This is a genomic window from Mameliella sp. AT18, assembly GCF_028807275.1.
Lineage (GTDB): Bacteria > Pseudomonadota > Alphaproteobacteria > Rhodobacterales > Rhodobacteraceae > Antarctobacter > Antarctobacter albus.
Map to the genome: position 1 here is coordinate 14,731 of NZ_JARAMO010000306.1, position 24,798 is coordinate 39,528.

Below are 24,798 nucleotides of genomic sequence, written 5' to 3' on the forward strand. Positions count from 1 at the left end.
CCCACACTCAAGACAATCGGAGACATCAGATGAGCCACCTGCTCGACAGACTGAACTTCCTCCAGTCCAAGGAGTTGGAGACATTCTCCAACGGGCACGGGCAAGTGACCCGCGAGAACCGCGACTGGGAAGATACCTACAGAAACCGCTGGCGGCACGACAAGGTCGTGCGCTCGACCCACGGCGTGAACTGCACCGGGTCATGCAGCTGGAAGATCTACGTGAAATCCGGGATCGTGACCTGGGAAACCCAGCAGACCGATTATCCCCGTACCCGCGCGGGTCTGCCCAACCACGAACCGCGCGGCTGTGCGCGCGGGGCCAGCTATTCCTGGTATCTCTATTCCGCGAACCGGGTGAAGAACCCGCTGATCCGGGGCCGCCTGATGAAGATCTGGCGTCGCATGCGCGAGACCATGGGCCCCATCGAAGCCTGGACCGCGATCCAGAACGATCCCGTCCTCCGGGCCAGCTACACCGAAACCCGCGGCAAGGGCGGTTTCGTCCGCGCCACCTGGGACGAGGCTACCGAGATCGTCGCCGCCGCCAACGCCTATACCGCCAAGACCTATGGTCCCGACCGGGTTTTCGGTTTTTCGCCGATCCCGGCCATGTCGATGGTCAGCTATGCCGCCGGCTCGCGCTACCTGAGCCTGCTCGGCGGCGTCTGCATGTCCTTCTACGACTGGTACTGCGACCTGCCGCCGGCCTCGCCCATGACCTGGGGTGAACAGACCGACGTGCCGGAAAGCGCCGACTGGTACAACGCGGGCTACCTGCTGCTCTGGGGGTCGAACGTGCCGCAGACGCGGACGCCCGACGCACATTTCTACACCGAAGCCCGCTATCGCGGCGCCAAGTCCGCGGTCATCAGCCCCGACTACTCCGAGGCGGCGAAATTCGGCGATGTCTGGCTGAACGTCAAACAGGGCACCGACGCGGCACTGGCGATGGCCTTTGGTCACGTCATCCTGCGCGAATTCCACCTCGACCGTCAGGCCGAGTACTTCGAGGACTATTGCCGCAAGTACTCCGACTTCCCGATGCTGGTGAAGCTGGAGGAGAAGGACGGGCGCCTTGTGCCGGGCCGTTTCCTGCGCGCCGATGATCTGGACGGCAAGCTGGGCGAAGAGAACAATCCCGAATGGAAGACCGTCGCCATCGACGGGACGTCGGGCGGGCTGGTCTCTCCGAATGGGGCTATCGGCTATCGCTGGGGCGAGGATGGCGAGTGGAACCTGGAGGAAAAGGCAGCCGGCACGGACACGCGCCTGAAGATGTCGCTGGTTCTGGAAGAGGATCATGACGATGTGCGCGGCGTCGACTTCCCCTATTTCGGCGGCGCGGCGACCGAGCAATTCGCGACTGACGCCGAACACCCCGATGTCCTGACCCGCAACATCCCGGTCAAGACCGTCAGGACACCCGAGGGCGAGGCGCTGGTGGCCACCGTCTTTGACCTGTTCTGCGCCAACTACGGGCTTGACCGTGGCCTGGGCGGCGATTGGGTCACCGATGATTACGCGAATGACATGCCCGGCACCCCCGCCTGGGCCGAGAAGATCACTGGCGTCTCCGCCGACAAGATCATCCACGTCGCGCGTGAGTTCGCGCAGACGGCCGAGAAGACCAACGGCAAGTCGATGGTCATCATCGGGGCCGCGATGAACCACTGGTACCACATGGACATGAACTATCGCGGCGTCATCAACATGCTGGTGATGTGCGGCTGCGTGGGTCAGTCCGGCGGTGGCTGGGCGCATTATGTGGGACAGGAAAAGCTGCGTCCGCAGACCGGCTGGCAACCTTTGGCCTTCGCATTGGATTGGGGTCGCCCGCCGCGGCACATGAACTCGACCTCTGCATGGTATGCGCACACCGACCAGTGGCGCTATGAGACGCTGACCGCGAATGAAATCGTCAGCCCCACCGCGCCGGAGGGCGATTGGGATATCTCGCTGATCGACTACAACATCCGCGCCGAGCGTATGGGCTGGCTGCCCTCTGCGCCGCAGTTGAGGACCAACCCGCTGGAGGTCGCCAAGGCCGCCAAGGTCGCCGGGCAGGACATCCCCGCCTATGTGGCCGAGCATCTGAAATCCGGCGATCTGGAAATGTCCTGTCAGGACCCGGACGCGCCGGAAAACTGGCCCCGCAACCTGTTTGTCTGGCGCTCGAATCTGCTGGGGAGCAGCGGCAAGGGGCACGAGTACTTCCTCAAGCACCTTCTGGGCACCGATCACGGCGTCATGGGCAAGGACCTGGGGCAGGAGGGCGCGCAACTGCCGAAGGAGGCGAAGTGGCACGCCGACGGCCCGCAGGGCAAGCTGGACCTGCTGGTGACCATCGACTTTCGGATGAGTACGACCGCGGTCTATGCCGACGTGGTTCTGCCGACGGCCAGCTGGTACGAAAAGAACGACCTGAACACCTCGGACATGCACCCGTTCATCCACCCGCTACAGGCGGCTGTGGACCCGGCGTATGAATCGAAATCCGACTGGGAAATCTTCAAGGCCATTGCCAAGAAGCTGCAAGAGATCGTGCCGGGTTACCTGGGGCAGGAAACGGACATCGTCGCGCTGCCGATCCTGCACGACACGCCCGGGGAAATCGCCCAGGACCAGGTGCTGGACTGGAAGAAGGGCGAATGCGACCTGATCCCGGGCAAGACCGCGCCGAACTATATCCCCGTGGAACGGGATTACACCGCGATCCACGACCGGTTCACCGCGCTTGGTCCGCTGATGGACAAGGTCGGCAACGGCGGCAAGGGCATTGCCTGGAAGACAGAGCACGAGGTGCAGGCGCTGCGCGACCTGAACGGTGTGCACCTTGACGGGGCGGCCAAGGGTTGCGCGAAAATCGTCACTGATATCGACGCGACCGAGGTGATCCTCATGCTTGCGCCGGAAACCAATGGCGAGGTGGCGGTCAAGGCATGGGACGCGCTGTCGAAGTTCACGGGGCGCGATCACACCCACCTGGCGCTGCCGAAGGAAGACGAAAAGATCCGCTTCCGCGACATCGCCGCCCAACCGCGCAAGATCATCAGCAGCCCGACATGGTCGGGGATCGAGTCGGAAAAGGTCTGCTACAACGCCGGTTACACCAACGTGCACGAGCTGATCCCGTGGCGCACGCTGACAGGCCGTCAGCAGCTGTATCAGGATCACCTGTGGATGCGGGCCTTTGGCGAGGGGTTCGTGGGCTATCGCCCGCCGGTCGACCTCAAGACCATCACCAAGGATGTCCACGACGAAGGCGACTGCCTGGTGCTGAATTTCATCACGCCGCACCAGAAATGGGGCATCCACTCGACCTATTCCGACAACCTGCTGATGCTCACGCTGAACCGTGGCGGGCCGGTGGTCTGGCTGTCCGAGACCGACGCCAAGAAGGCGGGGATCGAGGACAACGACTGGGTCGAAGCCTACAACGTGAACGGCGCGCTGACGGCGCGGGCGGTGGTCAGCCAGCGCATGAAGGACGGCACCGTCTTCATGTATCACGCGCAGGAAAAGATCGTGAACACGCCGGGATCGGAAAAGACCGGCCTGCGCGGGGGCATCCACAACTCGGTGACCCGCGCCACGTTGAAACCCACCCATATGATCGGCGGCTATGCCCAGCAATCCTACGGCTTCAACTACTACGGCACCGTGGGGGCGAACCGGGATGAATTCGTCGTCGTCCGCAAGATGAAAAAGGTCGACTGGCTCGACCGCGAAGCGACCGCAAAGGAGGCCGCGGAATGAGAGTGCGCGCACAAATCGGCATGGTGCTGAACCTCGACAAATGCATCGGGTGTCACACCTGTTCCGTGACCTGCAAGAACGTCTGGACCACACGCGACGGCGTCGAATACGCGTGGTTCAACAACGTCGAAAGCAAACCCGGCACCGGCTATCCGACCGACTGGGAAAACCAGAAACGCTGGAACGGCGGCTGGACCCGGACGAAATCCGGCAAGCTGCAGCCCAGGCAGGGGTCCAAATGGCGGATCGCGGCGAACCTCTTTGCCAACCCCGACCTGCCCGAGATCGACGACTATTACGAGCCCTTCGATTTCGACCACGATCACCTGAAATCCGCCCCGGAGATGGAGGCGTTCCCCACGGCGCGCCCCTATTCCAAGATCACCGGTGAGCGGATCGAAAAGATCGAGAAGGGCCCAAACTGGGAGGAAATCCTGGGCGGTGAATTCTCGAAGCGCGGGCAGGATTACAACTTCGAAGGCATCCAGAAGGAGATCTATGGGGAATACGAGAACACCTTCATGATGTATCTCCCCCGGCTGTGCGAACACTGCCTGAACCCGGCTTGCGCGGCGTCCTGCCCCTCGGGGGCGATCTACAAGCGCGAGGAGGACGGGATTGTCCTGATCGACCAGGAGAAATGCCGCGGCTGGCGTATGTGCGTCTCGGGCTGTCCCTACAAGAAGGTCTATTACAACTGGTCCACCGGCAAATCCGAGAAATGCACCCTGTGCTATCCCCGGATCGAAAGCGGCAACCCGACCGTCTGTTCGGAAACCTGTGTCGGGCGCATCCGCTACCTGGGCGTGATGCTGTACGATGCGGACAAGATCGAAGCGGCCGCCAACGCGCCGCATGAAAAGGACCTGTACGACGCGCAGCTTGACGTCTTCCTCGACCCGCACGACCCGGTGGTGATCGAGACCGCCCGCGCCGACGGCATCCCCGAGGACTGGATCAAGGCCGCGCAGGAAAGCCCGGTCTGGAAGATGGCGATGGAGTGGAAGGTCGCCTTTCCGTTGCACCCGGAATACCGCACGCTGCCGATGGTCTGGTACATCCCGCCGCTCTCGCCGATCCAGAACGCCGCCGAGGCCGGCAAGATCGGTACCGATGGCGCAATGCCCAACGTCCATGACCTGCGTATCCCGGTGCGTTACCTCGCCAACATGCTGACGGCGGGGGACGAGGCCCCGGTGGTCAGCGCGCTGGAACGGATGCTGGCGATGCGGTCTTACATGCGGTCCAAGACCGTCGATGGCGTCATCGACGAGGCCATCGCCGCCCGCGTCGGCCTGTCGGGCCGGGTGATCGAGGACATGTACAAGATCATGGCCCTGGCCGATTACGAGGATCGCTTCGTCATCCCCACCACCCACCGCGAGCAGGTCGAAGAGGCCTATGATCTCAAGGGCGGTTGCGGCTTCACTGACGGCAATGGCTGTTCTTCGGGCATCTCCAAGGGCTCGCTCTTTGGTGGTTCCAAACGTCCCCTGAAAATGCCCGAGGAGGTGCGCTGATATGGACCGCACGATCAAATCCCTGTCGCTGCTGCTCAGCTATCCGACGCGCGAGTTGCAGGCGGCGATGCCGGAAATCGGGGGTGTTCTCGCCTCCGACACCCGGTTGACGGCGGCGGCGCGGCGCGCGTTGCGCCCGCTGGTCGAGGAGCTGGCGACGCGCGACATCTATGACCTCGAAGAGCAGTTCGTCATGCTCTTCGACCGCTCGCGCACCTTGTCGCTCAACCTGTTCGAACATGTGCACGGCGAAAGCCGGGACCGGGGCGGCGCGATGGTCTCGCTGGTCGAAACCTACCGCGCGGGCGGGTTCGACCCGATGACCTCGGAACTGCCCGATCACCTGCCGGTGCTGTTGGAATTCCTGTCCACGCGTCCCTTCGTCGAGGTGCAGGAAACCTTGGCGGACGCGGCCCATATCTTTGAGGCGCTGAACGCCCGGCTGGCCCGGCGTGACAGCCCCTATGGCGCCGTGTTCGCCGCCCTTTTGCAGCTGTCGGGCGCCGAGGCCGACCGCGAGGCGGTGGCGGAACTGCTGGACCAGCCGGATGTCGACCCGAACGACCTGGAGGCGCTGGATCAGGTCTGGGAGGAATCCGAGGTTGTCTTCGGCCCCGATCCCAATGCCGGCTGTCCTCAGGTGCGCGACATGCTTGCCCAGATGGACGTTCCCGTCAATTCCGCCCCCGCCGCGACGCCGGCTGAATGAAGGAGGCCATGATGAACCATTTTTTCTTCGGAACCTTTCCCTATATCGCGCTGGCGATCGGCATTGTCGGCTCTATCGCGCGTTACGAACGCGATCCCTTCACGTGGAAGACGTCTTCCTCGCAGCTCTTGCGCCGCAAGCAGCTGGTCATGGGGTCGATCCTGTTCCATGTCGGCGTGCTGGTGATCTTTGCCGGGCATTTCGTCGGGCTGCTGACCCCGATCTGGGTGTTCGATGCGCTGGGGATCAGCCACGGGGCCAAGCAGACGCTGGCCGTGGTCGCGGGTGGTATTGCCGGGATCATGGCGCTGGTGGGCGGCGGCATGCTGTTCCACCGCCGCTGGACCGATCCGCGCATCCGCAAGACGTCGAGCTTTGCCGACATCGCCATCCTGGCCATGCTGCTGGCCCAACTCGTGCTGGGCCTGCTGACCATCATCGCCTCGCTGGGGCACCTCGACGGGCACGAGATGGTCAAGTTCATGGCCTGGGCGCAGGGCATCTTTACCCTTGATGGCGCGGCGGCCAGCCACATCGCGGACGTGGCGCTGATCTTCAAGCTGCACATCGTGTTGGGCCTGACGATCATCCTCGTCTTCCCGTTCACGCGCCTCGTGCACATGCTGTCTGTTCCGGTGCGCTATTTTACCCGGCCCGGATACCAGATCGTGCGGTCGCGCCGCCAGGTTCCGCTGCCCGAACGTGGCGCGGCTTTGGCGACCGCGCAGGCAAAGCCCGCGCCTTCGTCGGATGCGGCGGCGCAACCGGCGGAGTGACCAAGATGAATGCGCTCTTTCCCGATGTCGTCGTGAACGGCACCACCATCCCCTCGGCGGCCATCGCTGCCGAGGCCCAGAACCACGAAGCGCCGCGCGGCAAACCCGGTGTTGCCTGGCGCAAGGCTGCCAATGCGCTGGCGGTGCGTGCGCTGCTCTTGCAAGAGGCCCAGCGGCGCGAGATCCCGGCAGATCCGCAAGAGCTCGAACCGGGACGGTTCGAGACCGGGAACGAGGCCCGCATAAGGGCCCTTCTCGAAGATGCGGTGCAGGTGTCGCCGCCATCCGAAGAGGAGGTGCGCGCCGAGTGGTCCCGCGATCCATCGAAGTTCCGTGCACCGCCATTGTGGAGCGTCTCGCACATTCTCTTCGCCTGCGACCCGCAGGACGAGGAGGCGGGCAAGCAGGCCCTTGCCCGTGCAATTGACGTGACAGGCCGCGCGCTGGGCCATCCCAAGAGCTTTGGGCGTCTCGCGCGTCAGGAAAGCGATTGCCCCTCCAGGGACCGCGACGGAATGCTTGGCCAGATCGGTCCGGGCGACACGGTGCCTGAATTCGAGGCTGCGCTGCGTACCTTGTCCGCAGGCGACATCACATTCGAACCGGTGCGGACTCGGCATGGCTGGCATGTCATTCGCATGGATGACCGTGCCGAAGGCGACGTGCTGCCCTTCGAGGCCGTCGCGCCCCGGCTACGCGCCGCGATGGAAAAGCGCGCCTGGGGGCAGGGGGTCCGCGACCTGGTCACCACGCTTTCGCAAAAGGCCGACATCACCGGGGCCGATCTGGGCAACTGTCCCTGAGGCGCGGGTGCGGACGAGATGACAACCTCCACAAAACAGGGAGTGGCAAGCCCATGCTGAACGATCTCTTGGACAGGAACAGGACCTGGTCGGCCGAGCGTCGCGCCGCAGATCCCGGGTTTTTCGCCGGGCTTGCGGCACAGCAGACGCCGGAATTCTTCTGGATCGGCTGTTCGGACAGCCGGGTGCCGGCCAACGTGGTGGCGGGGCTGGACCCGGGTGAGGTCTTTGTCCATCGCAACGTCGCCAACGTGATCCACTCGTCCGACATGAACATGCTCAGCGCGCTGGAATTTGCCGTCGAGGCGCTGAAGGTCCGCGAGATCATCGTCTGCGGTCACTATGGATGCGGCGGCATTCGCGCCGCGACAGAGGATATTCCTCACGGGCTGGCGGATCACTGGCTGGAACCGATCCGGAGGTTGGCGCGCCAGGCGCAGGCCGAACTTGACGTGCTGACGGACATGGAGGAACGCCGGGACCGGCTGGCCGAACTCAACGTGATCGAAGGCGTCGCACGTGTTGCCGAGACACCCATCATGCGCCGCGCCTGGGCCGATGGCCAACCGGTGCGCCTCCACGGCCTGATCTATGGATTGCGGGATGGGTTGCTGCGCAATCTGGAATGTTCGGTTGGTCTGCCCAACCTGAAGAAAGGAGCCTGCCATGAAGCTGCATGACCTGAGTGACCGCACCTGCGGCTGCGATGAAAGCGAGGGGGCACCCGGTCTGACGTCGTTGAACGAGGCGCTTGCCCTCTGTGCCGCAGAGACACCCCTGGTGCCGGGGGTGGATATGCTGCCGATTGGCGAGGCCCTGGGGCGTTGTCTGTCGGAACCGGTGATGTCCCGGGTGAATGTGCCGCCCTTCGCCAATAGCGCGGTCGACGGCTACGCCGTGCGGTGCGGGGACCTGATCGGACCGGGTCCGTGCATCCTGCCGGTCGTGGACCGGACCGCCGCCGGGGACGCCCCTGCACAGCTTGATCGTATTGCGACGGTGCGGATCTTTACCGGCGCGCCGCTGCCCGCCGGGGCGAACGCGGTGGTGGCACAAGAACACGTCACCCTGCGTAACGGCATCGCCCGCTTTGATCGCCTTCCCACCGTCGGGGCCAATGTGCGCAGGGCCGGAGAGGACATGGCGGCTGGCGATGTCATTCTGCTCGCGGGCAGGCGGATCGGACCGCGCGACATTGCCGTGATGGCCGCCGCGGGAGTGGCAGAAGTCAGGGTACGCCGAAGGCTGCGCATTGCGCTTCTGATCACCGGATCGGAATTGGTCGCGCCGGGGCAGGAGGCTGCTCCGGGCAAAATCAATGACGTCAACGGCCCGATGCTGGAGGCCCTGATCGCACAGCCGGGTGTCTCCATCGTGGAAAAGGCCCGTATCGGTGATGACCTGGGCAGGTTGTGTGCCGAACTGGAGCGTCTCTCGGGGGCGGTTGACCTGATCGTCACCACGGGGGGCGTATCCGTCGGAGAAGAGGACTACCTGCGGCGCGCTGTCGAGCGGATCGGGGACCGTCTCCACTTCGCGGGCGTCGCCCTGAAGCCCGGAAAACCCGTCAGCTTCGGCCGCATCGGCACCGCGCTCTGGCTCGGGTTGCCGGGCAACCCGCAAGCCTCGTTCGTGGGCTGGCATCTTTTTGGCCGTGCCATCGTGGATGCCTTGCAAGGGGCCACCGGCAAACCGCGCAAGATGATCGTGTCGTCCGCCGTAAACCTCCGCCACAAGCCCGGTCGCTGCGAATTGCGTCCCGCGCGACTCGTCGGTTTCGACCTGCGCGGGCGCGCGACGGTCACCGCCGAGGCGGCCACCTATTCCGGTCGGGTCAGCCCCCTTGCCGACGCCGACGGCCTGTTGCTGTTGCCGTCGGAGGCCGACCAGATCGATACGAGCATGTTGCTCGAATTCCTGCCTTTCGAAGAAAGTTGAGATGACCCATGACCCAGATCGCGACCCTCATCATGCCCGGACGTGGCGATACCGATGAATTGTTGTACGCCTTTGCTCAGCAGATGCTGGCGCGTGGGTACAAGGTGCGTGGCCTCGTGCAAATCAACACCGAACGTGAAGGCGACCATCCCTGTGACATGGACGTGCAGGTTCTGCCCGACGGACCGGTTTTTCGCATATCCCAGAACCTCGGCAGTGCTTCGCGCGGTTGCCGGCTCGATCCCGAAAACCTCGAATTGTCCGTGGCGGCCGTCGAAACGTCCCTGGCCGCAGGCGCAGACCTCATCGTCCTGAACAAGTTCGGAAAGCAGGAAGCGGCGGGCCGAGGGTTCCGCGACGTGCTTGCCCGCGCCGTTGCGGATGACATACCGGTCGTGGTTGGCCTGAACGCGATGAACGAGCAAGCCTTCGAGGACTTTGCCGGTGGATTGGCAGACCGTTGTGCCCCCTCTATCGAAGCCTTGACCAGCTGGGCATTGAAGGCGCTGGACGCATCCGAGGACATGGTTGCGTGATGCTTGAAACCGTCCCGGGAGGGGTGTCGGGGTGGACCGTGTGCGGCACCCACTCAGGTGATGAAGTCGCGTTTACCGCCGTTTGTTGATGTAATCCGGCGCGTGCCCCGAGTACGCGTTCCGGGGATGCCTGGGGGCGATCCCCGATCCAGGTGGTCACGAACCGGGGGGGGCGGTGGCGGGAAACCTGCTCAAGGAATAAATCTTCACCGCTCAAAATCCGATTATAGGATCAATAGAGGAAAAATGATCCGATAAATGGTCTTGTCTTCGTCTGTGCCAGGTCTCGCGCTAGACCGGCGGGTGACGGTAACGAAGACGGGGTGGGGCGATGGCCTGGCGCATCGGCATCGATTCTGGCGGCACATTCACGGATGTCTGCCTGATCGACGAAGACAGGGGCGATGTTCATATCTGGAAGGTCAGCTCGACCCCGGGCGACCCCTCGCGCGGGATTGCGCAGGCCTTTGCCGAAGGGCTGTCGCGAACCGGGATCGCGGCGCGGGATGTCGGCTTTTTCGGGCACGGCACCACGGTTGCAACCAATGCACTGATCCAGCATCGGGGCGTCAGGACGGGCCTGATCACCACCGAAGGCTTCCGTGACCTGTTGGCCATCGGTCGGCAGAAACGCCCGCATCTCTATGACATGAGCGCGGACAAGCCGCAGGAGCTTGTCACGCGAAATCTGCGCATCGGTGTGCCGGAACGCCTGCGGGGGGATGGCAGCACCGAGGTTCCGCTGGACGAGGCGGCCCTGCGCGAGGCGGTCAGGCAGTTGCGCACGGCGGGGGTCGAGTCCATCGCCGTCAGCTTTCTCTATGCCTTCCTGTCCGAGGCGCATGAACGGCGCGCCGCCGAGATTGTGGCCGAGGAATTCCCAGAGGCTTTCCTTGCGCTGTCGCACGAGGTGGCGCCCGAGTTCCGCGAGTATGAGCGCCTGTCCACGACCGTGGTCAATGCCTACCTGGGACCGGTGATGCGGACCTATGTCACCGCTTTGAAAACCCGTCTGGCAGAGGCAGGCCTGCCGGTCACGCCGCATCTGACCCAGTCGAATGGCGGCGTGGCGGGGTTCGACCAGGCAGCGGGCTTGCCGGTGCGGACGGTCCTCTCCGGCCCCTCGACCGGGGTCGTCGCGGCGCAGGCGTTGGGGGCCATGACCGGCATTGGCAACCTGATCACATTCGACATGGGCGGCACCAGTTCGGACGTGGCGCTGCTGGCGGGTGGCAGGTGCCGCGTGGTGGCAGAGGCCGAGGTACATGGCTACCCGCTCAAGGCGCCGATGCTGGACATTCACACCGTGGGCGCCGGGGGCGGGTCGATCGCCCATGTGGACAGCGGCGGGTTGCTGAAGGTCGGGCCGCGCAGCGCGGGCGCCCATCCCGGACCCGCCTGTTATGGTCTGGGCACCGAGGAACCAACCGTCACCGATGCAAATGTCGTCCTGCAGACCCAGAACCCCAAAGCGCTGCTGAACGGGCAGATGCCCATCGACCGTGACCTGTCGGTGGCGGCGGTGGAGCGGTTGGCCGACCGTCTGGGCCTGGGCGTGATGGAGACCGCGGACGGCATCCTGGACATCGTGACGGCGAATACCGCCAAGGCGATCCGGCTGATCTCTGTCCAGCGCGGGCATGACCCGCGCGACTATGCGCTGGTGGCGTTCGGTGGTGCCGGGCCGGTACACGCGGCGCGGCTGGCGGCGGAGCTGGGCATGGACCGCATCCTGATCCCGCGCACGCCGGGCGTGCTTTGCGCACTGGGCCTTTTGATGACCGACCTGCGGACGGACTATGCGGCGACGCAGATCCGGCTGCTGGATGAAGCGCAGCCCGCCGATCTGGCCGAGGTCTTCGAGGGGCTGGCGGGTCAGGCGCGGGACTGGTTCGCCCGCGAAGGCATTGCGCCCGAGGCACAGGGGCTGAACTTGCGCGTCGATATGCGCTATGCTGGTCAGAACTACGAGATTGCCGTGGATCTGCCGGAGGGGCCGATCGACGAGAACAGTCTTGACGCGCTGCGCGAGGGATTTCTGGCCCGGCACGAACAGCTTTACGGCTTCGTGGCCGAGGGCGACGCGATCCAGATGGTGACCTATCGGCTGCAGGCCACCGGCGTCGTGCCCAAGGCGCAGATGCCGGTATTTCCGGACGCGGGGCCGGATGCCTCTGCCGCGCGGACCGGCCAACGCCCGGTCTGGATGCGCGAGGCGGGCGGTTTCGCCGAGACACCGATCTATGATCGCACCCTCTTGAGACCGGGCAACCTGATCGAGGGGCCCGCGATCATCGACCAGCTCGATACGACCACTGTCGTCCCGCCGGGAATGACGGCGCGCGTCGATCCCTACCTGACCCTGATCCTGGAGCGCAGCACATGACCCGGACGCTGAACCCCGTGACCGTCGAGGTGATCGGCAGCGCCTTTTCCTCTGCGGTGGACGAGATGGGCGAGGCGCTGGTGCGCGCCAGCCATTCCACCAACATCAAGGAGCGGCGCGACTGTTCCACCGCGCTTTGTACGGCAGGCGGAGAGATCCTCTGCCAGGCCGAACATATCCCAATGCACCTGGGCAGTTTCCTGCAATTTGTGCCGCGCCTGCTGGAGGCCTATCCGGCAGAGGACCTGCGTCCCGGCGATGTCTTTATCGGCAACGATCCCTACGCGGGCGGCGGCACGCATCTGCCGGACATCGTCATGGCCGAACCGATCTTTGTCGAGGGCGCGCTGTTCGGCTGGGCCATCAACACGGCGCATCATTCGGATTTTGCGGACCGGGGCCATGCCCATGTCTACCAGGAGGGACTGCGCATTCCGCCGATCCGCCTGCAGCGGGACGGCGTCCGCCAGCCCGAGGTCATGCGCCTGTTCCTGCTGAATTGCCAGGTGCCGGACGAACGCCTGTCCGACCTGCGCGCGCAGATGGCCGCGAACCGGCTGGGCGTGCTGCGGATGCAGGAGCTTTGCGCGCGTTTCGGGGTCGAGACGGTACAGGCGGCGGGCGAGGACCTGATGGCCTATGCCGAACGCAAGATGCGCGCCGGGATCGCGGCGCTGCCGGATGGCACCTGGACCTTCTCGGACATCTTCGAGACCGAGAGCCAGGCCGAGCACATGACGCTTTCGGTCACGCTGACGATCCGGGGCAAGGACATGGCGCTGACCTTCGACAGCCCGCCACAGGTGCGCGCGGGACTGAACGTGATCTACACTGCGCTGCAGGCGACGGTCTATTACGCGGTGAAATCGGTGGTCGATCCGACGATCCTGCCCAATGCGGGGCTTGCGCGGCCTCTGAGTATCACGGCGCAACCCGGGACGCTGTTGAACTGCGTGCATCCGGCGGCGGTGGACGGGCGTATCTCGGCCTGTCAGCGGGTGGTCGACCTGATCCACGGCGCGTTGGCGCAGGTGGTCCCGGACCGTGTCAGCGCGGCGGCCTGCGGATCGGTTCATGTGGCCAGCTTCAGCGGCACGCGGCCCGATGGCGGTCTGTGGGTCTATCTGGAAACCATCGCCGGGGGCTCTGGCGCGCGGCCCGACAAGGATGGGCTGGACGCGGTGCAGGTGCACATGACCAACACGTCAAACCTGCCGCTGGAGGCGCTGGAGGCGGAATATCCGATCACCCTGATGGCCTATGAATTCGCCGAGGACAGTGGCGGCGACGGCACCTGGCTGGGAGGCATGGGGGTGCGGCGGGTCTATCGCGCCGATGCGGATTGCAGGGTTCAGATCATGGGCGCGCGCCTGACGTCACGGGCCTGGGGGCTGGACGGTGGCGGCCCGGGCGCCAGCGGCGCCTTCCGCATCAACGGCGATCCACAGGCTATCGACCTGTCAGGCAGCGCGGACCTGGCGGCGGGCGACATCTTCGAGGTCATCACCCCAGGCGGCGGCGGTCACGGCGATCCGGCGGGGCGTTCTGCCGGGCTGCGGGATGCGGATGCGCGCTCGGGGCGCAAGGCGGCCCGCGCATGAGCACGCCGCGCGCCTCTTCGAACGCGGCCCGTGCCGCGCGTATCCTGGCCGTTCTGGGCGAAGCCGGGGCAGAGGGCCTGTCGCTGACGGCCCTGGCCGAGGCGCTGGGCGATGCCCGCGCGCCGGTGCATCGTGCGGTTGCGGCGCTGGTGGACCACGGGTTCGTCATGCAGATCGGGCGGCGCGGGAACTACCATGTCGGCCCCGCGATCCACGCCATCGCACTTAAGGAGGCGGCGGTGGGCGACATGACCGCCTCGCTGCGTCCCTTGCTGATCAACGTGGCCGCCGAAACCGGGCTGCCGACCTTTCTGATGGCGCGGGCGGGGTTCGATTCCGTCTGCCTGGATTGGCAAAGCGGGTTTGCCCAGGTGCCCGCGATGTTCGACGGCATCGGCGGGCGCCTTCCGCTGGGCGTCGGTGTCGGCGGGTTGGTCGTGCTGGGAGAGATGGACGCCCCGGGTCGCGAGCAGGTGCTGCGCATCAACGCGCCGCGCTATGCCGACTGGGGCCTGAGCGAGACCGGCGTGCGGGGCGAACTGGCGCGCTATCTTGAACAGGGCTGGCTGCTGGTTTCCCGGCGTTCGGGGCAGGTGGATGTCTGCAGTCTGGCAATGCCGGTGCGGGACAACGTCGGGCGGGGCGGTGTCGAACTTGCGGTCTCGGTCCTGGCGCCGGGGCGCGACATGGAGGCAGAGCTGAAACGGCGCGTCCGCGAGAGCCTGTCCCGTCACCTGTCGGCGTGGGAGCTGTGATCATGGGTTGCCCGCGCTTTGCAATCTCAGCCCGCCCCGGCCTGACGTTCGCGTTCGGCAAGGGCCCGCGACACCCGTTCCGAGCCGTCGTCGATGGCCCGGCAGATCGCCTCTCCGGCGGCCGCGGGGTCGCCGGCGCGCAGGGCCTTGATCAGCGCCTCGTAGTTGGCGTGTTCGGTGCGGCTCGCCCCGGGATCGGGAAAGAGGTAGTTGAAGCCCGGCCCGGCGCGCAGCCAGAGCGTCTCGATCGTCTGCAGGAGGATCGGCATCTCGGCGGCGGCATAAAGACTGAACCGCAACTCCTTGTTTTCCTTGAGCGCCTCGTGCGGGTCGCGGGTGTGCTTGGCCTCGATGTAGGCCTGTACCTGTTGTTCCAGCGCGTCGATCTGGGCGGCGGTCATCTTTTGTGCGGCGGTCTCGGCGGCGAGGGATTCCACGCGTTTTCGGATCGCTCCAAGCTCGGCGTAGCTGGCCACCGTCATGACAGGCACACGAAAGGAACTGGCCGGCTCCGCAGTCAGGACGCCCGAAGCCGCAAAGCGCACCAGGGCCTCGCGGACCGGCGTGATGCTCATGCCCAGAGAAGTCGCCAGCTCCTTCGTGACCAGTCGTGTGCCCGGTTCCAGGCGGCCCTCGATCAACGCGTCGCGCAGCTGGCTTTCGACATGGGCGGTCAGGCTCTTGCGGGGCGGGGCACTGAATCCGGTCTGCATAAAAAATAATCTCCTGCGTGTGGTCTGACTGCGCGCGGGGCCGCGCCCGGCTTGCGGAGTCATGATATATGATATATTATATTCTGGATCGCTGCGAAAGATCCAATCAAGAGGCCAAGACAGGCGGCCCGCTTCCCCATCCAACCTGCGACTGCATCCAATAGGAGGTCTCACGACATGAAGAGTTTCCCTGCATTTGCCCTCGGTCTTGCCCTGGCCCTTCCGGCCACGGCGACATTCGCACAGGACGACACGCTCGTCATTGGGCGATCTGCCTCGACCAACGCGCTTGATCCCGGTTTCCTGCGCGAGGCGGCCACCATCGTCGACAACATCTTTGACACGATGGTCATGCGCGACGAGGACATGAAGCTGGTTCCGGGGCTGGCCACCGGCTGGACCTCGATCGACGACACAACCTGGGAATTCACGCTGCGCGAGGGCGTGACCTTTCACAACGGCGAACCCTTTGACGCCGAGGCGGTGAAATTCAGCCTCGACCGCGTGCTGAACCCGGACAACAAGGCGCCGACGATTTCCTACATCCGCACGATTGCCTCGGTCGAGGTGGTGGACCCGATGACCGTGCGCATCACCACCGCGGATCCCGATCCGCTGTTGCCGACACGGATGAGCCGCTATCCCGCCTATATCGTGCCGCCGAAATACATCGCCGAACATGGGCGCGAGCATTTCGCCAACAATCCCGTCGGCACCGGCGCCTATACCTTCGTGGATTTCGTGCCCGACGAGCGCGTGACCCTGGAGGCCAACCCCGACTACTGGCGCGGTCAGCCGGACATCAAGACGGTGATCTGGCGCCCGATCCCCGATGCGACGGCGCGGATCACCGCGCTGATCACCGGCGAGGTGGGCCTGATCGAGGATGTGCCGGTGGACCTGGTGCCGCTCTTGCAGCAATCGCCCGACGCCGACCTGGTACAGGTCGAGAACGGCGGCCTGACCATCTACCTGGGCCTGCGCATGGACAAGGCGCCGCTGGACAACGTCAAGGTGCGCCAGGCGCTGAACCACGCCATCGACCGGGTTTCGATCACCGAGAACCTGCTGGGCGGGCTTGCCACGCCGAAGGGCACGCAGGTTGGCGCCGCCGATTTCGGCTATCTCGATGTGCCGGTGCCGGAATTCGATCCGGAACTGTCAAGGCAGCTGCTGGCTGAGGCAGGCTTCGCGGACGGGTTCGAGATCACCATGCAGTCGTCGTTCCGCTACATGAAGAACGCCGAGGTGGCCCAGACCATCGCGCAGGGGTTCGAGGACATCGGCCTGGACGTGAACCAGGAGACGATGGAATGGTCGGTCTACACCCAGACCGTGCCCTTCGAGGGGCCGATCTACATGCTGGGCTGGGGCTCCACCCAGACGCTTGACGCGGATGCGGCGATCTATGCGATCATGAAGTCGGGTGAGCCCTATTCGGGGGCCCGGATCGACGCCCTCGATGCGCTGCTGGACCAGAGCCGGTCGACCGTCGATCCCGAGGCGCGCGCGGCGATCCTGCAGGAGATCCAGGAGGTCGCGGCCGAGCAGGTGCCGCTGATCACCCTCTACCAGGAGGACAAGCTGATGGGCAAAGCCCCGAACGTGACCTTCGACGGCCGGGCCGACGCCCGCATCCCCGTCTTCACCATCACGGTGGACTGACCCCTTGACCGGAAGTTTGCGCATCAAGGGAAACGAGGACGCCGCGCTGGCGATCTTCCTCCTCGCGGCATCCGTGGCCTTTTGTATCCTGGTCCCGCTGGCCTGGCCGCTGGACCCGCTGCGCGGTGACATTTCCGCGACGTTCAAACCTCCGATGACCGTGGTGGGGGACGCGCTCCATCCGCTGGGAACCGATCAGCTCGGGCGGGATCTTCTCGCCCGGCTGGGACTGGGGACGCTGGTGTCCTTCGGGATCGTGCTGATCGCGGCGCTGATCTCTGTCGTGCTTGGCACCGCGCTGGGCATGATCGCGGGGTATTACGGCGGCTGGGTCGATGCGCTGATCATGCGCCTCGTGGACATCCAGCTGGCGGTGCCCTTCATCCTGCTGATCCTCTTGCTGGTCTCGGTGCTGGGCCCCTCGATGACCAACCTCGTGATCGTGTTGGGCCTGACGGGCTGGGCGATTTTTGCCCGCGTCGCCCGGGGCCGCACGCTGGAGGTGCGGGAACTGGAATACATCGACGCCTCGCGCGCGATGGGACTGTCGGACACGACGATCATCTTTCGCCACGTCCTGCCCAACATCATCGGGCCGCAGACCGTGCTGCTGACGCTGGACCTGCCGCGCCTGATCATCCTCGAGGCCTCTGTCGGGTTTCTCGGGCTGGGGGTGCAGCCGCCGATGCCGACGCTGGGCAACCTGATCGGCGAGGGCCGGTCGGTGATCCTGATCGCGAACTGGCTGGTGCTTTATCCCGGCCTGATGATTGGCGCGCTGGTTATCGGCTGCAACCTGCTTGGCGACTGGCTGGTCCGCCGGGCCGAAAGCAAGGTGTCCTGATGAAAGGCCTGCGCTTCCTGCTGTCCCGTGCCGCTCAGGGCCTGATCGTGATGTTCGGCGTCTCGGCGCTGGTGTTCTTTGCGCTGTTCCTGACCGGCGACCCGGCAGTGCTGATGATGGCACCGGATTCCACAGCCGCCGAGATCGACGCCTTCCGCGAGGCGATGGGCTTCGACGATCCGATCATCGTCCAGTACGGGCGCTTCCTGGTCGATGCACTGCAGGGCGACCTCGGGTCGTCCCTGCGCTACAGCCGCCCGGCGATGGACCTGTTGACGGAAAGGCTGGGCGCGACCGCGCTCCTGGCGCTCTCGGCGCTGCTCTGGTCGTCCTTGCTGGGCTTCCTGCTGGGCGCCATCGCGGCGGTGCGCAAGAACAGCCCGATCGACTTTGCCATTCGCGTCATTTCCCTGCTGGGGCAGGCTGTGCCGGTGTTCTGGCTGGCGCTGATGCTGATCATCCTCTTTTCGCTGAACCTGCGCTGGCTGCCTTCCAGCGGCTATGGCAGCTTCGGTCACCTGGTCATGCCTTCGCTGGCGCTGGGCGCCTATTACCTCTCGGCAATCACCCGGCTGGTGCGGTCCAGCCTGATCGAGACGCTGGGCGAGAACTATGTTCGCACCGCGCGCGCCAAGGGGCTGACCGAATGGCGCATCGTCGTCCGCCACGCCCTGCGCAACGCGATGATCCCGGTTGTCACCCTGCAGGGCATGTACCTGGCCTCGCTCATGGGCGGTGCACTGGTGACCGAAATCATCTTTGCCTGGCCGGGGATCGGGCGGCTGGCGGTCGAGGCGATCCAGAACCGCGATTTCCCGGTCGTGCAGGCGGTGGTCCTGTTCGCGGCACTGGTCTTTGTCGTGGCAAATTTCCTGGTCGACGTGGCCTACACCTGGCTCAACCCGAGGATCCGCCTGTGAGGACGGCGCCCGCGCCCCTGCTGGAAGAGGCGCTGGACCTGACGGCGCTCTGGTGCGCGATCCCCTCGCACGCAGGCGATCCGGCGGCGCAGGCGCGCCAGGTGACCGCGCTGCTGGATTGGCTGACCGGCGAACTGGGGGCGACCATCATCGCGCCGGTCGGAGGGCCGGAGGGCGCCCCCGTGATCCATGCGCGACTGGACGTCGGCGCGGATGAGAGCGTGATCCTCTACAACATGTACGATGTCATGCCCGCGATGCCCGAGGGCTGGCGCGTCGATCCCTGGACGGGCGGGCGGACCCGGATGGAGGGGCTGGGCGAGGTCTTTGTCGCCCGCGGCGCCGAGAACAACAAGGGGCCGCTGGCCGGAATGCTTGTCGCCCTGCGCGACCTGCACCGCGCAGGCCGTCTGCACGTCAACGTCGAGATCCTGCTGGACGGTGAGGAAGAACACGGATCACCAGCGATGCGGCGCTACCTTGCCGCGCCCGGGTGTCCCTTGCCGTCCTGCACCGGAGGGCTGTTTCCCAGCCTTTGCGAATATGGCGGCGGGGCGCCACGTGTGTTCCTGGGCTTTTCGGGGATCACCAAGGGCCGGCTTCTGGTCGAGGGCGGGGACTGGGGCGGCCCACGCACGGCGATCCATTCCAGCAACGCCCCCTGGATCGCCAACCCGGCACGGGTGCTTGTCGACGCGCTGGGGGACTTCGGCGGCGCGGTGACGGGCGAACTGGCGCAGGTGGCTCTGGATGAGGAGGCCTCGGTGCTGATCGCCACGCTGGCGCAGGGGTTCGACCCGGAGGCTGAACTGGAATTTCGCACTGCCAGCCGCTTTGCCCTTGGTGGCGATGCCGAGGCGCTGCTGCGCCATGTCCTGCGCACCGCCTCGCTGAATATCTCTTCGCTGACCAGTGACCCGGTGGGGGACACCGCCGTGATCCCGCACAGGGCCGAGGCCCTGTTCGACCTGCGCACCCCGCCGGGACTGGAGGCCGGGCGTTTCCTGGCGGCGCAGCGCGCCCGGCTGGACGGCGGCGGCGTGACGCTGGAGGTGGGAGAGAGCGCGCCGGGCGTGCGCTTCGGCGCCGACAGCCGGGGCGTGAGGGCCCTGATCGCGGCCTATGAACAGACGTCGCAGGCGCCGCAGGTCTGGCCCTGGGCCCTTGGCTCTGCCCCCGGGCACGCCTTTGCCCGCCATGCCGAGAGCTTTCTGATCGGCGGCGCGGGTCGAGGCGGGAATGCCCATGCGGTTGACGAGTTTCTGCAGATCGAGGGGTTCGGACGGTTCATCGCCTCGGTCCAGGCCTGGCTGACGGGCATGGGGCAGGCGGCATGACCGGGCGCTACCTCAACCGCCGCGACCTGATCGCCGCGGGGGCGCTGGACTGGGACGCGGCCTTGGCGGATGTGCATGACGCCCTGGCCCTGTTGCGTGCCGGAATGGCCGAGATGGCTGCCGAGAATGTCCTGCCGCTGGGGACCGATCCCCGCGCCAGGGGATATGGGCTGCCGGCCCGTGTCGGCGGACGCTTTGCCGCCGCCGGGCTGAAATGGGCGGTACACCGGCCAGAGGCCCCGCAAGGGGGCGAGGCGATCACCTCGCGCACCATCCTTGACGACCTTGAAACGGGCCTCCCGATGGGCATCGTGGACAGCGCCATGCTGACCCGGGTGCGGACGGCGGCGCTGTCCGGGTCGGTGGTGCGGGCGCTGAAACCCGGCGTTCGGCGTATCGCGATCCTTGGCGCCGGAGCACAGGCGCAAATGCATCTGCGGATGGCGCGGGCCGTGTTCCCCGACCTGGCCGAGGTGCATCACTGGACACGCTCGGGACGCGCGATAGAGGCGCCCGAGGGGATCGAGATCCGCCGCCACAGGACGGCCTCGGAGGCCAGTCTGACTGCCGAGGTCACCTTTGCCTGTACCTCGGCGCCGGAACCGATCCTGGGGCCGGAGGTGATGGCCAGAGGCGCGCTGATCCTGCAGATCGGCTATCACGAGGTCAGCTTTGATGCGATCGACCGCGCCGATGCGGTGACCTGCGATCTCTGGGGCGACTTTGCGCGGACAAGCGCCAAGAGCCTGTTCCAGATGCACCGCGCCGGGCGTTTTCCTGCCGATCGCATCGCCGCCGATGCCGCCGCGATCCTGCTGGACGGCTGGCGGCCGGACCCGGCGGCCTGCGTCTATTTCTCCAGCTTCGGCCTCAACATCTTCGACATCGCCCTTGCCGCGCGCCTGATGCGCCGGGCCACCGACCTGGGGTTGGGGCAGATCCTCACCGACTGACTTCCGAAAGGACCGACATGCCTGTGACCATTTCCGCAAGCGAACTTGCCGCCCGGCTGGACGAACCGGGGCTTGTCCTGGTCGACACCCGCACCCGCGAAGCCTGGGAGCAGGAGAGCCTGCCGGGCGCGATCTTTCTGAACGTCTACGACTATTTCGTGCCGGACAGCACCGACGAGGGGTATGCCGGCATGGCGGCGGGCGCGGCTGAGGCCTTTCGCCGGGCCGGGCTGGACAGGGCCCGGACCGTGGTCTGGTTCGAGGAGGAAACGGGCATGCGCTCGCCGCGCGGTCTGTGGTTCCAGGAATTGCTGGGGCGTGACGGCGGTGTGATCCTGGATGGCGGGTTGCGTGCCTGGCGCGAGATCGGCGGCGCGACGGCACCAGGGCAGGGGGTGGCCGAGGCGATCACCCATGTGGACGGACCCGCGCCGGAGGGCTGGCGGCCCGACCTGGCGCTGATCCGCGACGCCCTTCTGACACCGGCGCCGGAGCTCCAGATCTTCGACGTGCGGCGCCCCAGCGAGTTCGACGGCAGTTTCGCGCATGACTGCTGCGCCCGTGGCGGGCGTGTTCCGGGCGCGCTGTTCATGTTCTACGAGGACATGATCCGCGACGGGCGCTATCGCCCGGCCGAAGAAATCCGCGCGGCGGTCATTGCCGCCGGGCTGGACCCGGCGCGGCCCGTCGTCACCTATTGCCACAGGGGCGCGCGGGCGGCGACGGCGCTGTACGGTTTGCGCATGGCGGGGTTCGACAATGTGGGGATCTTTGTCGGCTCCTGGCACGAATGGGCCGCCGACCCGGCCTTGCCGATGGAAACCGGCCCTGCCTGAATGGGTAGGGGACCTGTCAAAGCCAGGATTGCATCTGCACGCGTTGGCCCTTGCCGAAACGGTCGAGCCGGAAATCCTGCAGGTCGACGCTGGGCCGCTGATCCGTGGCCAGTTCGGCCAGCACACGTCCGGCGCCGGGGCCGATGCCGAAACCATGCCCGGAAAAGCCGGTGCCGATGACCAGACCGGGCACCGTTCCGACCGTCGAGATCACCGGGATCACGTCCGGCGTGACGTCGATCAGCCCGCCCCAGTCCTGCACCTCTTCAAGGTCTGCGAGCGCGGGAAAGCTCTCTGCAAGGCGAAGCCTGACCTGCCGCAGGGCACGGCGGTCCGGCGCGGGATCCATGATGCGGTGCCGCGTCAGGCTGTGTTCCAGCGCGACGCCAGAGAACAGCCAGCCGGCCTCGCGCAGGGTGGCGGCGCCCAACCGCAGCTTCAGGCCCGGCAACATGCTGCGCAGACCGGGCAGAAAGGCCCGCATGTGGCGGAAACTGTCCGGCACGAGCTCGGCCACGGCGGTGGCGGAACTGGCCATCGTGACCCCGCCGTCCGCGCGATGCCGCAGGGCGACGCCGCCCAGCGAAAGGCAGGGGGTGAAAGCGGTGCCCTGTGCCGTGGTCAGGCTCGCGGTGCGGCAGGCCGAGGACAGGACCTTGAGCTGGGGCAGGTCCACGCCCAGCCGTCGCAACAGGGGCGCGGACCAGATGCCGCCCGCAACGATGACGCAACGCGTGGCGATCCGCCCCCGTTCGGTGCGCACCCCGCTGATGCCCGCGCGGTCGGTCTCGATCTCCAGCGCGGCACAGTGCTGATGGATGCTGGCCCCCTCGCGAATGGCCTCGCGGGCCAGCAACGGCGCGGCGTTTTGCGGTTCGGCCCGTCCGTCCCCGGGCAAGTAGAGCGCGGACAGCCCCGTTCGGGCCAGCCCGGGAGCGATGGCTGTGAGACGTTCGGGGCCAAGGATCTCGGCTGCGATCCCATGTCCTGCGGCCTCTGTTACCCAGGCCTGGTGGCGGGCCGCCTGTTCGGGCGAGCGGGCAACATAGGCGATGCCGCATTCGACGTAGCCAAGATCGGGGCCGATCCTGTCCGAGAGGGTCTGCCAGCGGCGGCGGGCCAGGGTCGACAGGGGCAGTTCGCGCAGGTCGCGCCCAGCTTGCCGGACCCAGCCCCAGTTGCGGCTGGACTGTTCCCCGGCGATGATCCCCTTTTCAAGCAGGCAGGTGCCATGGCCGGCGCGGGCCAGCTCCAGCGCCGTCGCGGCACCGATGATCCCACCGCCGATGACGACGATATCCGCCGTCGCGGGCAGATCGCCCGAACTGGCGACCGAAAGCGGCGCCGGGCCGCGATTGGGCAGTGTCATGTCAGAAACAATCCTCTACCCCCCAGTGGACGGGGATTTCGGCCACGCTGGCAGAGGCGGGCAGTTCCAGCACGGTGCGGGTGATGCGGGCGATGTCCTCGGGGCGGGTCTTGTCGCTGCCATCTGTGCCCGATGCGGCCCGGCCCATGTCGGTTGCCACGAAACTGGGACAGATGGCGGTGGCGCGCACGCCGCTGTCCTTGCCGGCCTGCCGCAGGGCATGGGTCAGCCCGACAAGGGCGAATTTCGACATGGCATAAAGCCCCGATCCCGGCGATTTCACCCGCTTGCCGGACAGCGAGGCGATGGTGACGATCCGGCCCGGACCCTGTTCCAGCAGGGGCCAGGCCAGTTGAGACAGGCGCATCGGCGATTTCACGTTGACGTCGAACAGCTGGTCGAACTCTGCCTCGCTGGCCTCCAGCACCGAATGCGTGCTGTGGATGCCGGCGTTCAGAACCAGCCCGTCCAGCCGGCCAAATCGAGCCTGCGTCGCGGCGATCCAGGCGTTTTCGCTGTCCGGGTCGGTGGCGTCGTAGCGGCAGGTCAGCACGATGTCCGAGGCGGGCAGGGGGCTGGTGTCCGGGTCGCGCAGGCCCAGGCTCAGCGCCCATCCGGCCGAGTGCATCTCGGCGGCGATGGCCGCGCCGATGCCTCGGCTGGCACCGGAAATCATCACGACGGGGCGGTTCATGCCGGGATGCCCGCCGCCTGTTCGGCGATCTCGCCGGCCCATTCCGGCCCGGGCACCTGGACGCGATGCCCGGGCGAAACCTCGCGCCATTCCCGCTTGGGCGGCTGGTAGTCCAGGGGGCGCACCGGGCTTTTCAGGTCGCGCACGTCCAGCCCGCGGCGCATGCCCCTGCGCGCCGGGTCCGGGACCGGCACGGCCGACAGCAGGCGGCGGGTGTAGGGGTGCTGCGGGTTTTCGAAGATCGCGGCGCGCGGGCCGATCTCGACGATCTCGCCAAGGTACATGACCGCGACACGGTGGCTCATGCGTTCCACCACCGCCATGTCGTGGCTGATGAAGAGGTAGGACAGGCCCATCTCTTCCTGCAGGTCCAGCATCAGGTTGATGACCTGCGCCTTGATCGAGACATCCAGCGCCGACACCGCCTCGTCCGCGACAATCAGGCTGGGTGTCATGCCTAGCGCGCGGGCGATGCAGAGGCGCTGGCGCTGGCCGCCGGAGAACTCGTTGGGATAGCGCCGCGCCATGTCTCCCGTCAGCCCGACCTTTTCCAACAGGTCCGCCACGCGCCCTGGCGCCTCGGCACGCGAGACAAGACCGTGGGTCAGCATCGGTTCGGCGATGGCGTCCCCGATACGGAACCGGGGGTCGAGGCTGGCAAAGGGATCCTGAAAGATCATCTGCA

21 protein-coding genes are annotated in these 24,798 nt (G+C 66.2%); 17 read left to right on the forward strand and 4 right to left on the reverse strand.

Translation table 11 applies throughout. From position 1 onward, the window contains the following. The first annotated feature begins 29 nt into the window (after positions 1-29). The 11 genes from PVW46_RS25270 to PVW46_RS25320 all read left to right on the forward strand — a co-directional run bounded on the left by PVW46_RS25270 (position 30) and on the right by PVW46_RS25320 (position 14,782). Positions 30-3,758: a nitrate reductase subunit alpha gene (locus PVW46_RS25270; RefSeq protein WP_069208440.1), complete on the forward strand. Its 3,729-nt coding sequence runs from the start codon at positions 30-32 to the stop codon at positions 3,756-3,758. Then, positions 3,755-5,278, forward strand: coding sequence for a nitrate reductase subunit beta (gene narH, locus PVW46_RS25275; protein ID WP_043145501.1), 1,524 nt, complete (start codon positions 3,755-3,757; stop codon positions 5,276-5,278). The genes PVW46_RS25270 and narH overlap by 4 nt, the downstream gene beginning before the upstream one ends. A 1-nt stretch (position 5,279) precedes the next feature. Next, a complete protein-coding gene (narJ, locus tag PVW46_RS25280) occupies positions 5,280-5,987 on the forward strand; it encodes a nitrate reductase molybdenum cofactor assembly chaperone (protein ID WP_069208439.1) in 708 nt (235 codons plus the stop codon). Between the two features lie 11 nt (positions 5,988-5,998). Beyond that, positions 5,999-6,763 carry a respiratory nitrate reductase subunit gamma gene (gene narI, locus PVW46_RS25285; protein ID WP_069208438.1) on the forward strand — a complete coding sequence of 255 codons (765 nt, stop codon included), beginning with the start codon at positions 5,999-6,001 and terminating at the stop codon, positions 6,761-6,763. Positions 6,764-6,768: 5 nt separating this feature from the next. Next, complete coding sequence (locus PVW46_RS25290; RefSeq protein ID WP_043145494.1) at positions 6,769-7,566, forward strand: peptidylprolyl isomerase; 798 nt, start codon at positions 6,769-6,771, stop codon at positions 7,564-7,566. Between the two features lie 53 nt (positions 7,567-7,619). Next, positions 7,620-8,246: a carbonic anhydrase gene (locus PVW46_RS25295; RefSeq protein ID WP_043145491.1), complete on the forward strand. Its 627-nt coding sequence runs from the start codon at positions 7,620-7,622 to the stop codon at positions 8,244-8,246. Beyond that, complete coding sequence (locus PVW46_RS25300) at positions 8,233-9,504, forward strand: molybdopterin molybdotransferase MoeA (protein WP_069208437.1); 1,272 nt, start codon at positions 8,233-8,235, stop codon at positions 9,502-9,504. Before PVW46_RS25295 ends, PVW46_RS25300 begins: the two co-directional genes overlap by 14 nt. 8 nt (positions 9,505-9,512) lie before the next feature. Continuing rightward, the gene (locus tag PVW46_RS25305) at positions 9,513-10,040 is read left to right on the forward strand and encodes a DUF2478 domain-containing protein (RefSeq protein WP_043145488.1); all 528 of its coding nucleotides are present in this window, start codon (positions 9,513-9,515) and stop codon (positions 10,038-10,040) included. Positions 10,041-10,371: 331 nt separating this feature from the next. Next, positions 10,372-12,426, forward strand: coding sequence for a hydantoinase/oxoprolinase family protein (locus tag PVW46_RS25310; RefSeq protein WP_069208436.1), 2,055 nt, complete (start codon positions 10,372-10,374; stop codon positions 12,424-12,426). Next, entirely contained in the window at positions 12,423-14,027 is a 1,605-nt protein-coding gene (locus PVW46_RS25315) for a hydantoinase B/oxoprolinase family protein (protein WP_069208435.1), read from the forward strand. Before PVW46_RS25310 ends, PVW46_RS25315 begins: the two co-directional genes overlap by 4 nt. Further along, positions 14,024-14,782, forward strand: coding sequence for a helix-turn-helix domain-containing protein (locus tag PVW46_RS25320; protein WP_069208434.1), 759 nt, complete (start codon positions 14,024-14,026; stop codon positions 14,780-14,782). Before PVW46_RS25315 ends, PVW46_RS25320 begins: the two co-directional genes overlap by 4 nt. A gap of 26 nt (positions 14,783-14,808) precedes the next feature. On the opposite strand, the gene PVW46_RS25325 is transcribed toward PVW46_RS25320, so the two are convergent. Next, entirely contained in the window at positions 14,809-15,495 is a 687-nt protein-coding gene (locus tag PVW46_RS25325) for a GntR family transcriptional regulator (protein ID WP_069208433.1), read from the reverse strand. A gap of 177 nt (positions 15,496-15,672) precedes the next feature. On the opposite strand from PVW46_RS25325, the gene PVW46_RS25330 reads away from it, so the two are divergent. From PVW46_RS25330 to PVW46_RS25355, 6 genes are read left to right on the forward strand one after another with little or no spacing between them, the layout of a single operon-like run. Then, positions 15,673-17,160, forward strand: a complete 1,488-nt coding sequence (locus tag PVW46_RS25330) for an ABC transporter substrate-binding protein (protein WP_069208432.1) — start codon at positions 15,673-15,675, stop codon at positions 17,158-17,160. 4 nt (positions 17,161-17,164) lie between these two features. Beyond that, positions 17,165-18,004 (forward strand): ABC transporter permease, encoded by an 840-nt coding sequence (locus PVW46_RS25335; protein ID WP_069208431.1) that lies wholly within the window; start codon positions 17,165-17,167, stop codon positions 18,002-18,004. Next, positions 18,004-18,924, forward strand: a complete 921-nt coding sequence (locus tag PVW46_RS25340) for an ABC transporter permease (protein ID WP_069208430.1) — start codon at positions 18,004-18,006, stop codon at positions 18,922-18,924. The genes PVW46_RS25335 and PVW46_RS25340 overlap by 1 nt, the downstream gene beginning before the upstream one ends. Continuing rightward, on the forward strand, positions 18,921-20,261 hold the full coding sequence (locus PVW46_RS25345) for a M20/M25/M40 family metallo-hydrolase (protein WP_139132251.1): 1,341 nt from the start codon (positions 18,921-18,923) through the stop codon (positions 20,259-20,261). The genes PVW46_RS25340 and PVW46_RS25345 overlap by 4 nt, the downstream gene beginning before the upstream one ends. Further along, positions 20,258-21,214 (forward strand): hypothetical protein, encoded by a 957-nt coding sequence (locus PVW46_RS25350; protein ID WP_069208429.1) that lies wholly within the window; start codon positions 20,258-20,260, stop codon positions 21,212-21,214. Before PVW46_RS25345 ends, PVW46_RS25350 begins: the two co-directional genes overlap by 4 nt. Before the next feature lie 17 nt (positions 21,215-21,231). After that, the gene (locus PVW46_RS25355; RefSeq protein WP_069208428.1) at positions 21,232-22,050 is read left to right on the forward strand and encodes a sulfurtransferase; all 819 of its coding nucleotides are present in this window, start codon (positions 21,232-21,234) and stop codon (positions 22,048-22,050) included. Between the two features lie 16 nt (positions 22,051-22,066). Here PVW46_RS25355 and PVW46_RS25360 read toward each other — a convergent pair whose 3' ends face one another. The 3 genes from PVW46_RS25360 to PVW46_RS25370 all read right to left on the reverse strand — a co-directional run. Beyond that, positions 22,067-23,419: an NAD(P)/FAD-dependent oxidoreductase gene (locus tag PVW46_RS25360; RefSeq protein ID WP_069208427.1), complete on the reverse strand. Its 1,353-nt coding sequence runs from the start codon at positions 23,417-23,419 to the stop codon at positions 22,067-22,069. A 1-nt stretch (position 23,420) separates the two neighbouring features. Then, positions 23,421-24,113, reverse strand: a complete 693-nt coding sequence (locus tag PVW46_RS25365; protein WP_069208426.1) for an SDR family NAD(P)-dependent oxidoreductase — start codon at positions 24,111-24,113, stop codon at positions 23,421-23,423. Then, on the reverse strand, positions 24,110-24,798 hold a 689-nt coding region (locus PVW46_RS25370), incomplete at its 5' end, for an ATP-binding cassette domain-containing protein (RefSeq protein ID WP_274578164.1). The genes PVW46_RS25370 and PVW46_RS25365, both read right to left, overlap by 4 nt.

Coding starts and splice junctions, on each gene's coding strand:
- narJ (WP_069208439.1), top strand. CDS start 5,280: ATGGACCGCACGATCAAATCCCTGTCGCTGCTGCTCAGCTATCCGACG.
- PVW46_RS25360 (WP_069208427.1), bottom strand. CDS start 23,419: ATGACACTGCCCAATCGCGGCCCGGCGCCGCTTTCGGTCGCCAGTTCG.
- narH (WP_043145501.1), top strand. CDS start 3,755: ATGAGAGTGCGCGCACAAATCGGCATGGTGCTGAACCTCGACAAATGC.
- PVW46_RS25355 (WP_069208428.1), top strand. CDS start 21,232: ATGCCTGTGACCATTTCCGCAAGCGAACTTGCCGCCCGGCTGGACGAA.
- PVW46_RS25290 (WP_043145494.1), top strand. CDS start 6,769: ATGAATGCGCTCTTTCCCGATGTCGTCGTGAACGGCACCACCATCCCC.
- PVW46_RS25365 (WP_069208426.1), bottom strand. CDS start 24,113: ATGAACCGCCCCGTCGTGATGATTTCCGGTGCCAGCCGAGGCATCGGC.
- PVW46_RS25320 (WP_069208434.1), top strand. CDS start 14,024: ATGAGCACGCCGCGCGCCTCTTCGAACGCGGCCCGTGCCGCGCGTATC.
- narI (WP_069208438.1), top strand. CDS start 5,999: ATGAACCATTTTTTCTTCGGAACCTTTCCCTATATCGCGCTGGCGATC.
- PVW46_RS25310 (WP_069208436.1), top strand. CDS start 10,372: ATGGCCTGGCGCATCGGCATCGATTCTGGCGGCACATTCACGGATGTC.
- PVW46_RS25330 (WP_069208432.1), top strand. CDS start 15,673: ATGAAGAGTTTCCCTGCATTTGCCCTCGGTCTTGCCCTGGCCCTTCCG.
- PVW46_RS25305 (WP_043145488.1), top strand. CDS start 9,513: ATGACCCAGATCGCGACCCTCATCATGCCCGGACGTGGCGATACCGAT.
- PVW46_RS25295 (WP_043145491.1), top strand. CDS start 7,620: ATGCTGAACGATCTCTTGGACAGGAACAGGACCTGGTCGGCCGAGCGT.
- PVW46_RS25350 (WP_069208429.1), top strand. CDS start 20,258: ATGACCGGGCGCTACCTCAACCGCCGCGACCTGATCGCCGCGGGGGCG.
- PVW46_RS25270 (WP_069208440.1), top strand. CDS start 30: ATGAGCCACCTGCTCGACAGACTGAACTTCCTCCAGTCCAAGGAGTTG.
- PVW46_RS25300 (WP_069208437.1), top strand. CDS start 8,233: ATGAAGCTGCATGACCTGAGTGACCGCACCTGCGGCTGCGATGAAAGC.
- PVW46_RS25315 (WP_069208435.1), top strand. CDS start 12,423: ATGACCCGGACGCTGAACCCCGTGACCGTCGAGGTGATCGGCAGCGCC.
- PVW46_RS25340 (WP_069208430.1), top strand. CDS start 18,004: ATGAAAGGCCTGCGCTTCCTGCTGTCCCGTGCCGCTCAGGGCCTGATC.
- PVW46_RS25325 (WP_069208433.1), bottom strand. CDS start 15,495: ATGCAGACCGGATTCAGTGCCCCGCCCCGCAAGAGCCTGACCGCCCAT.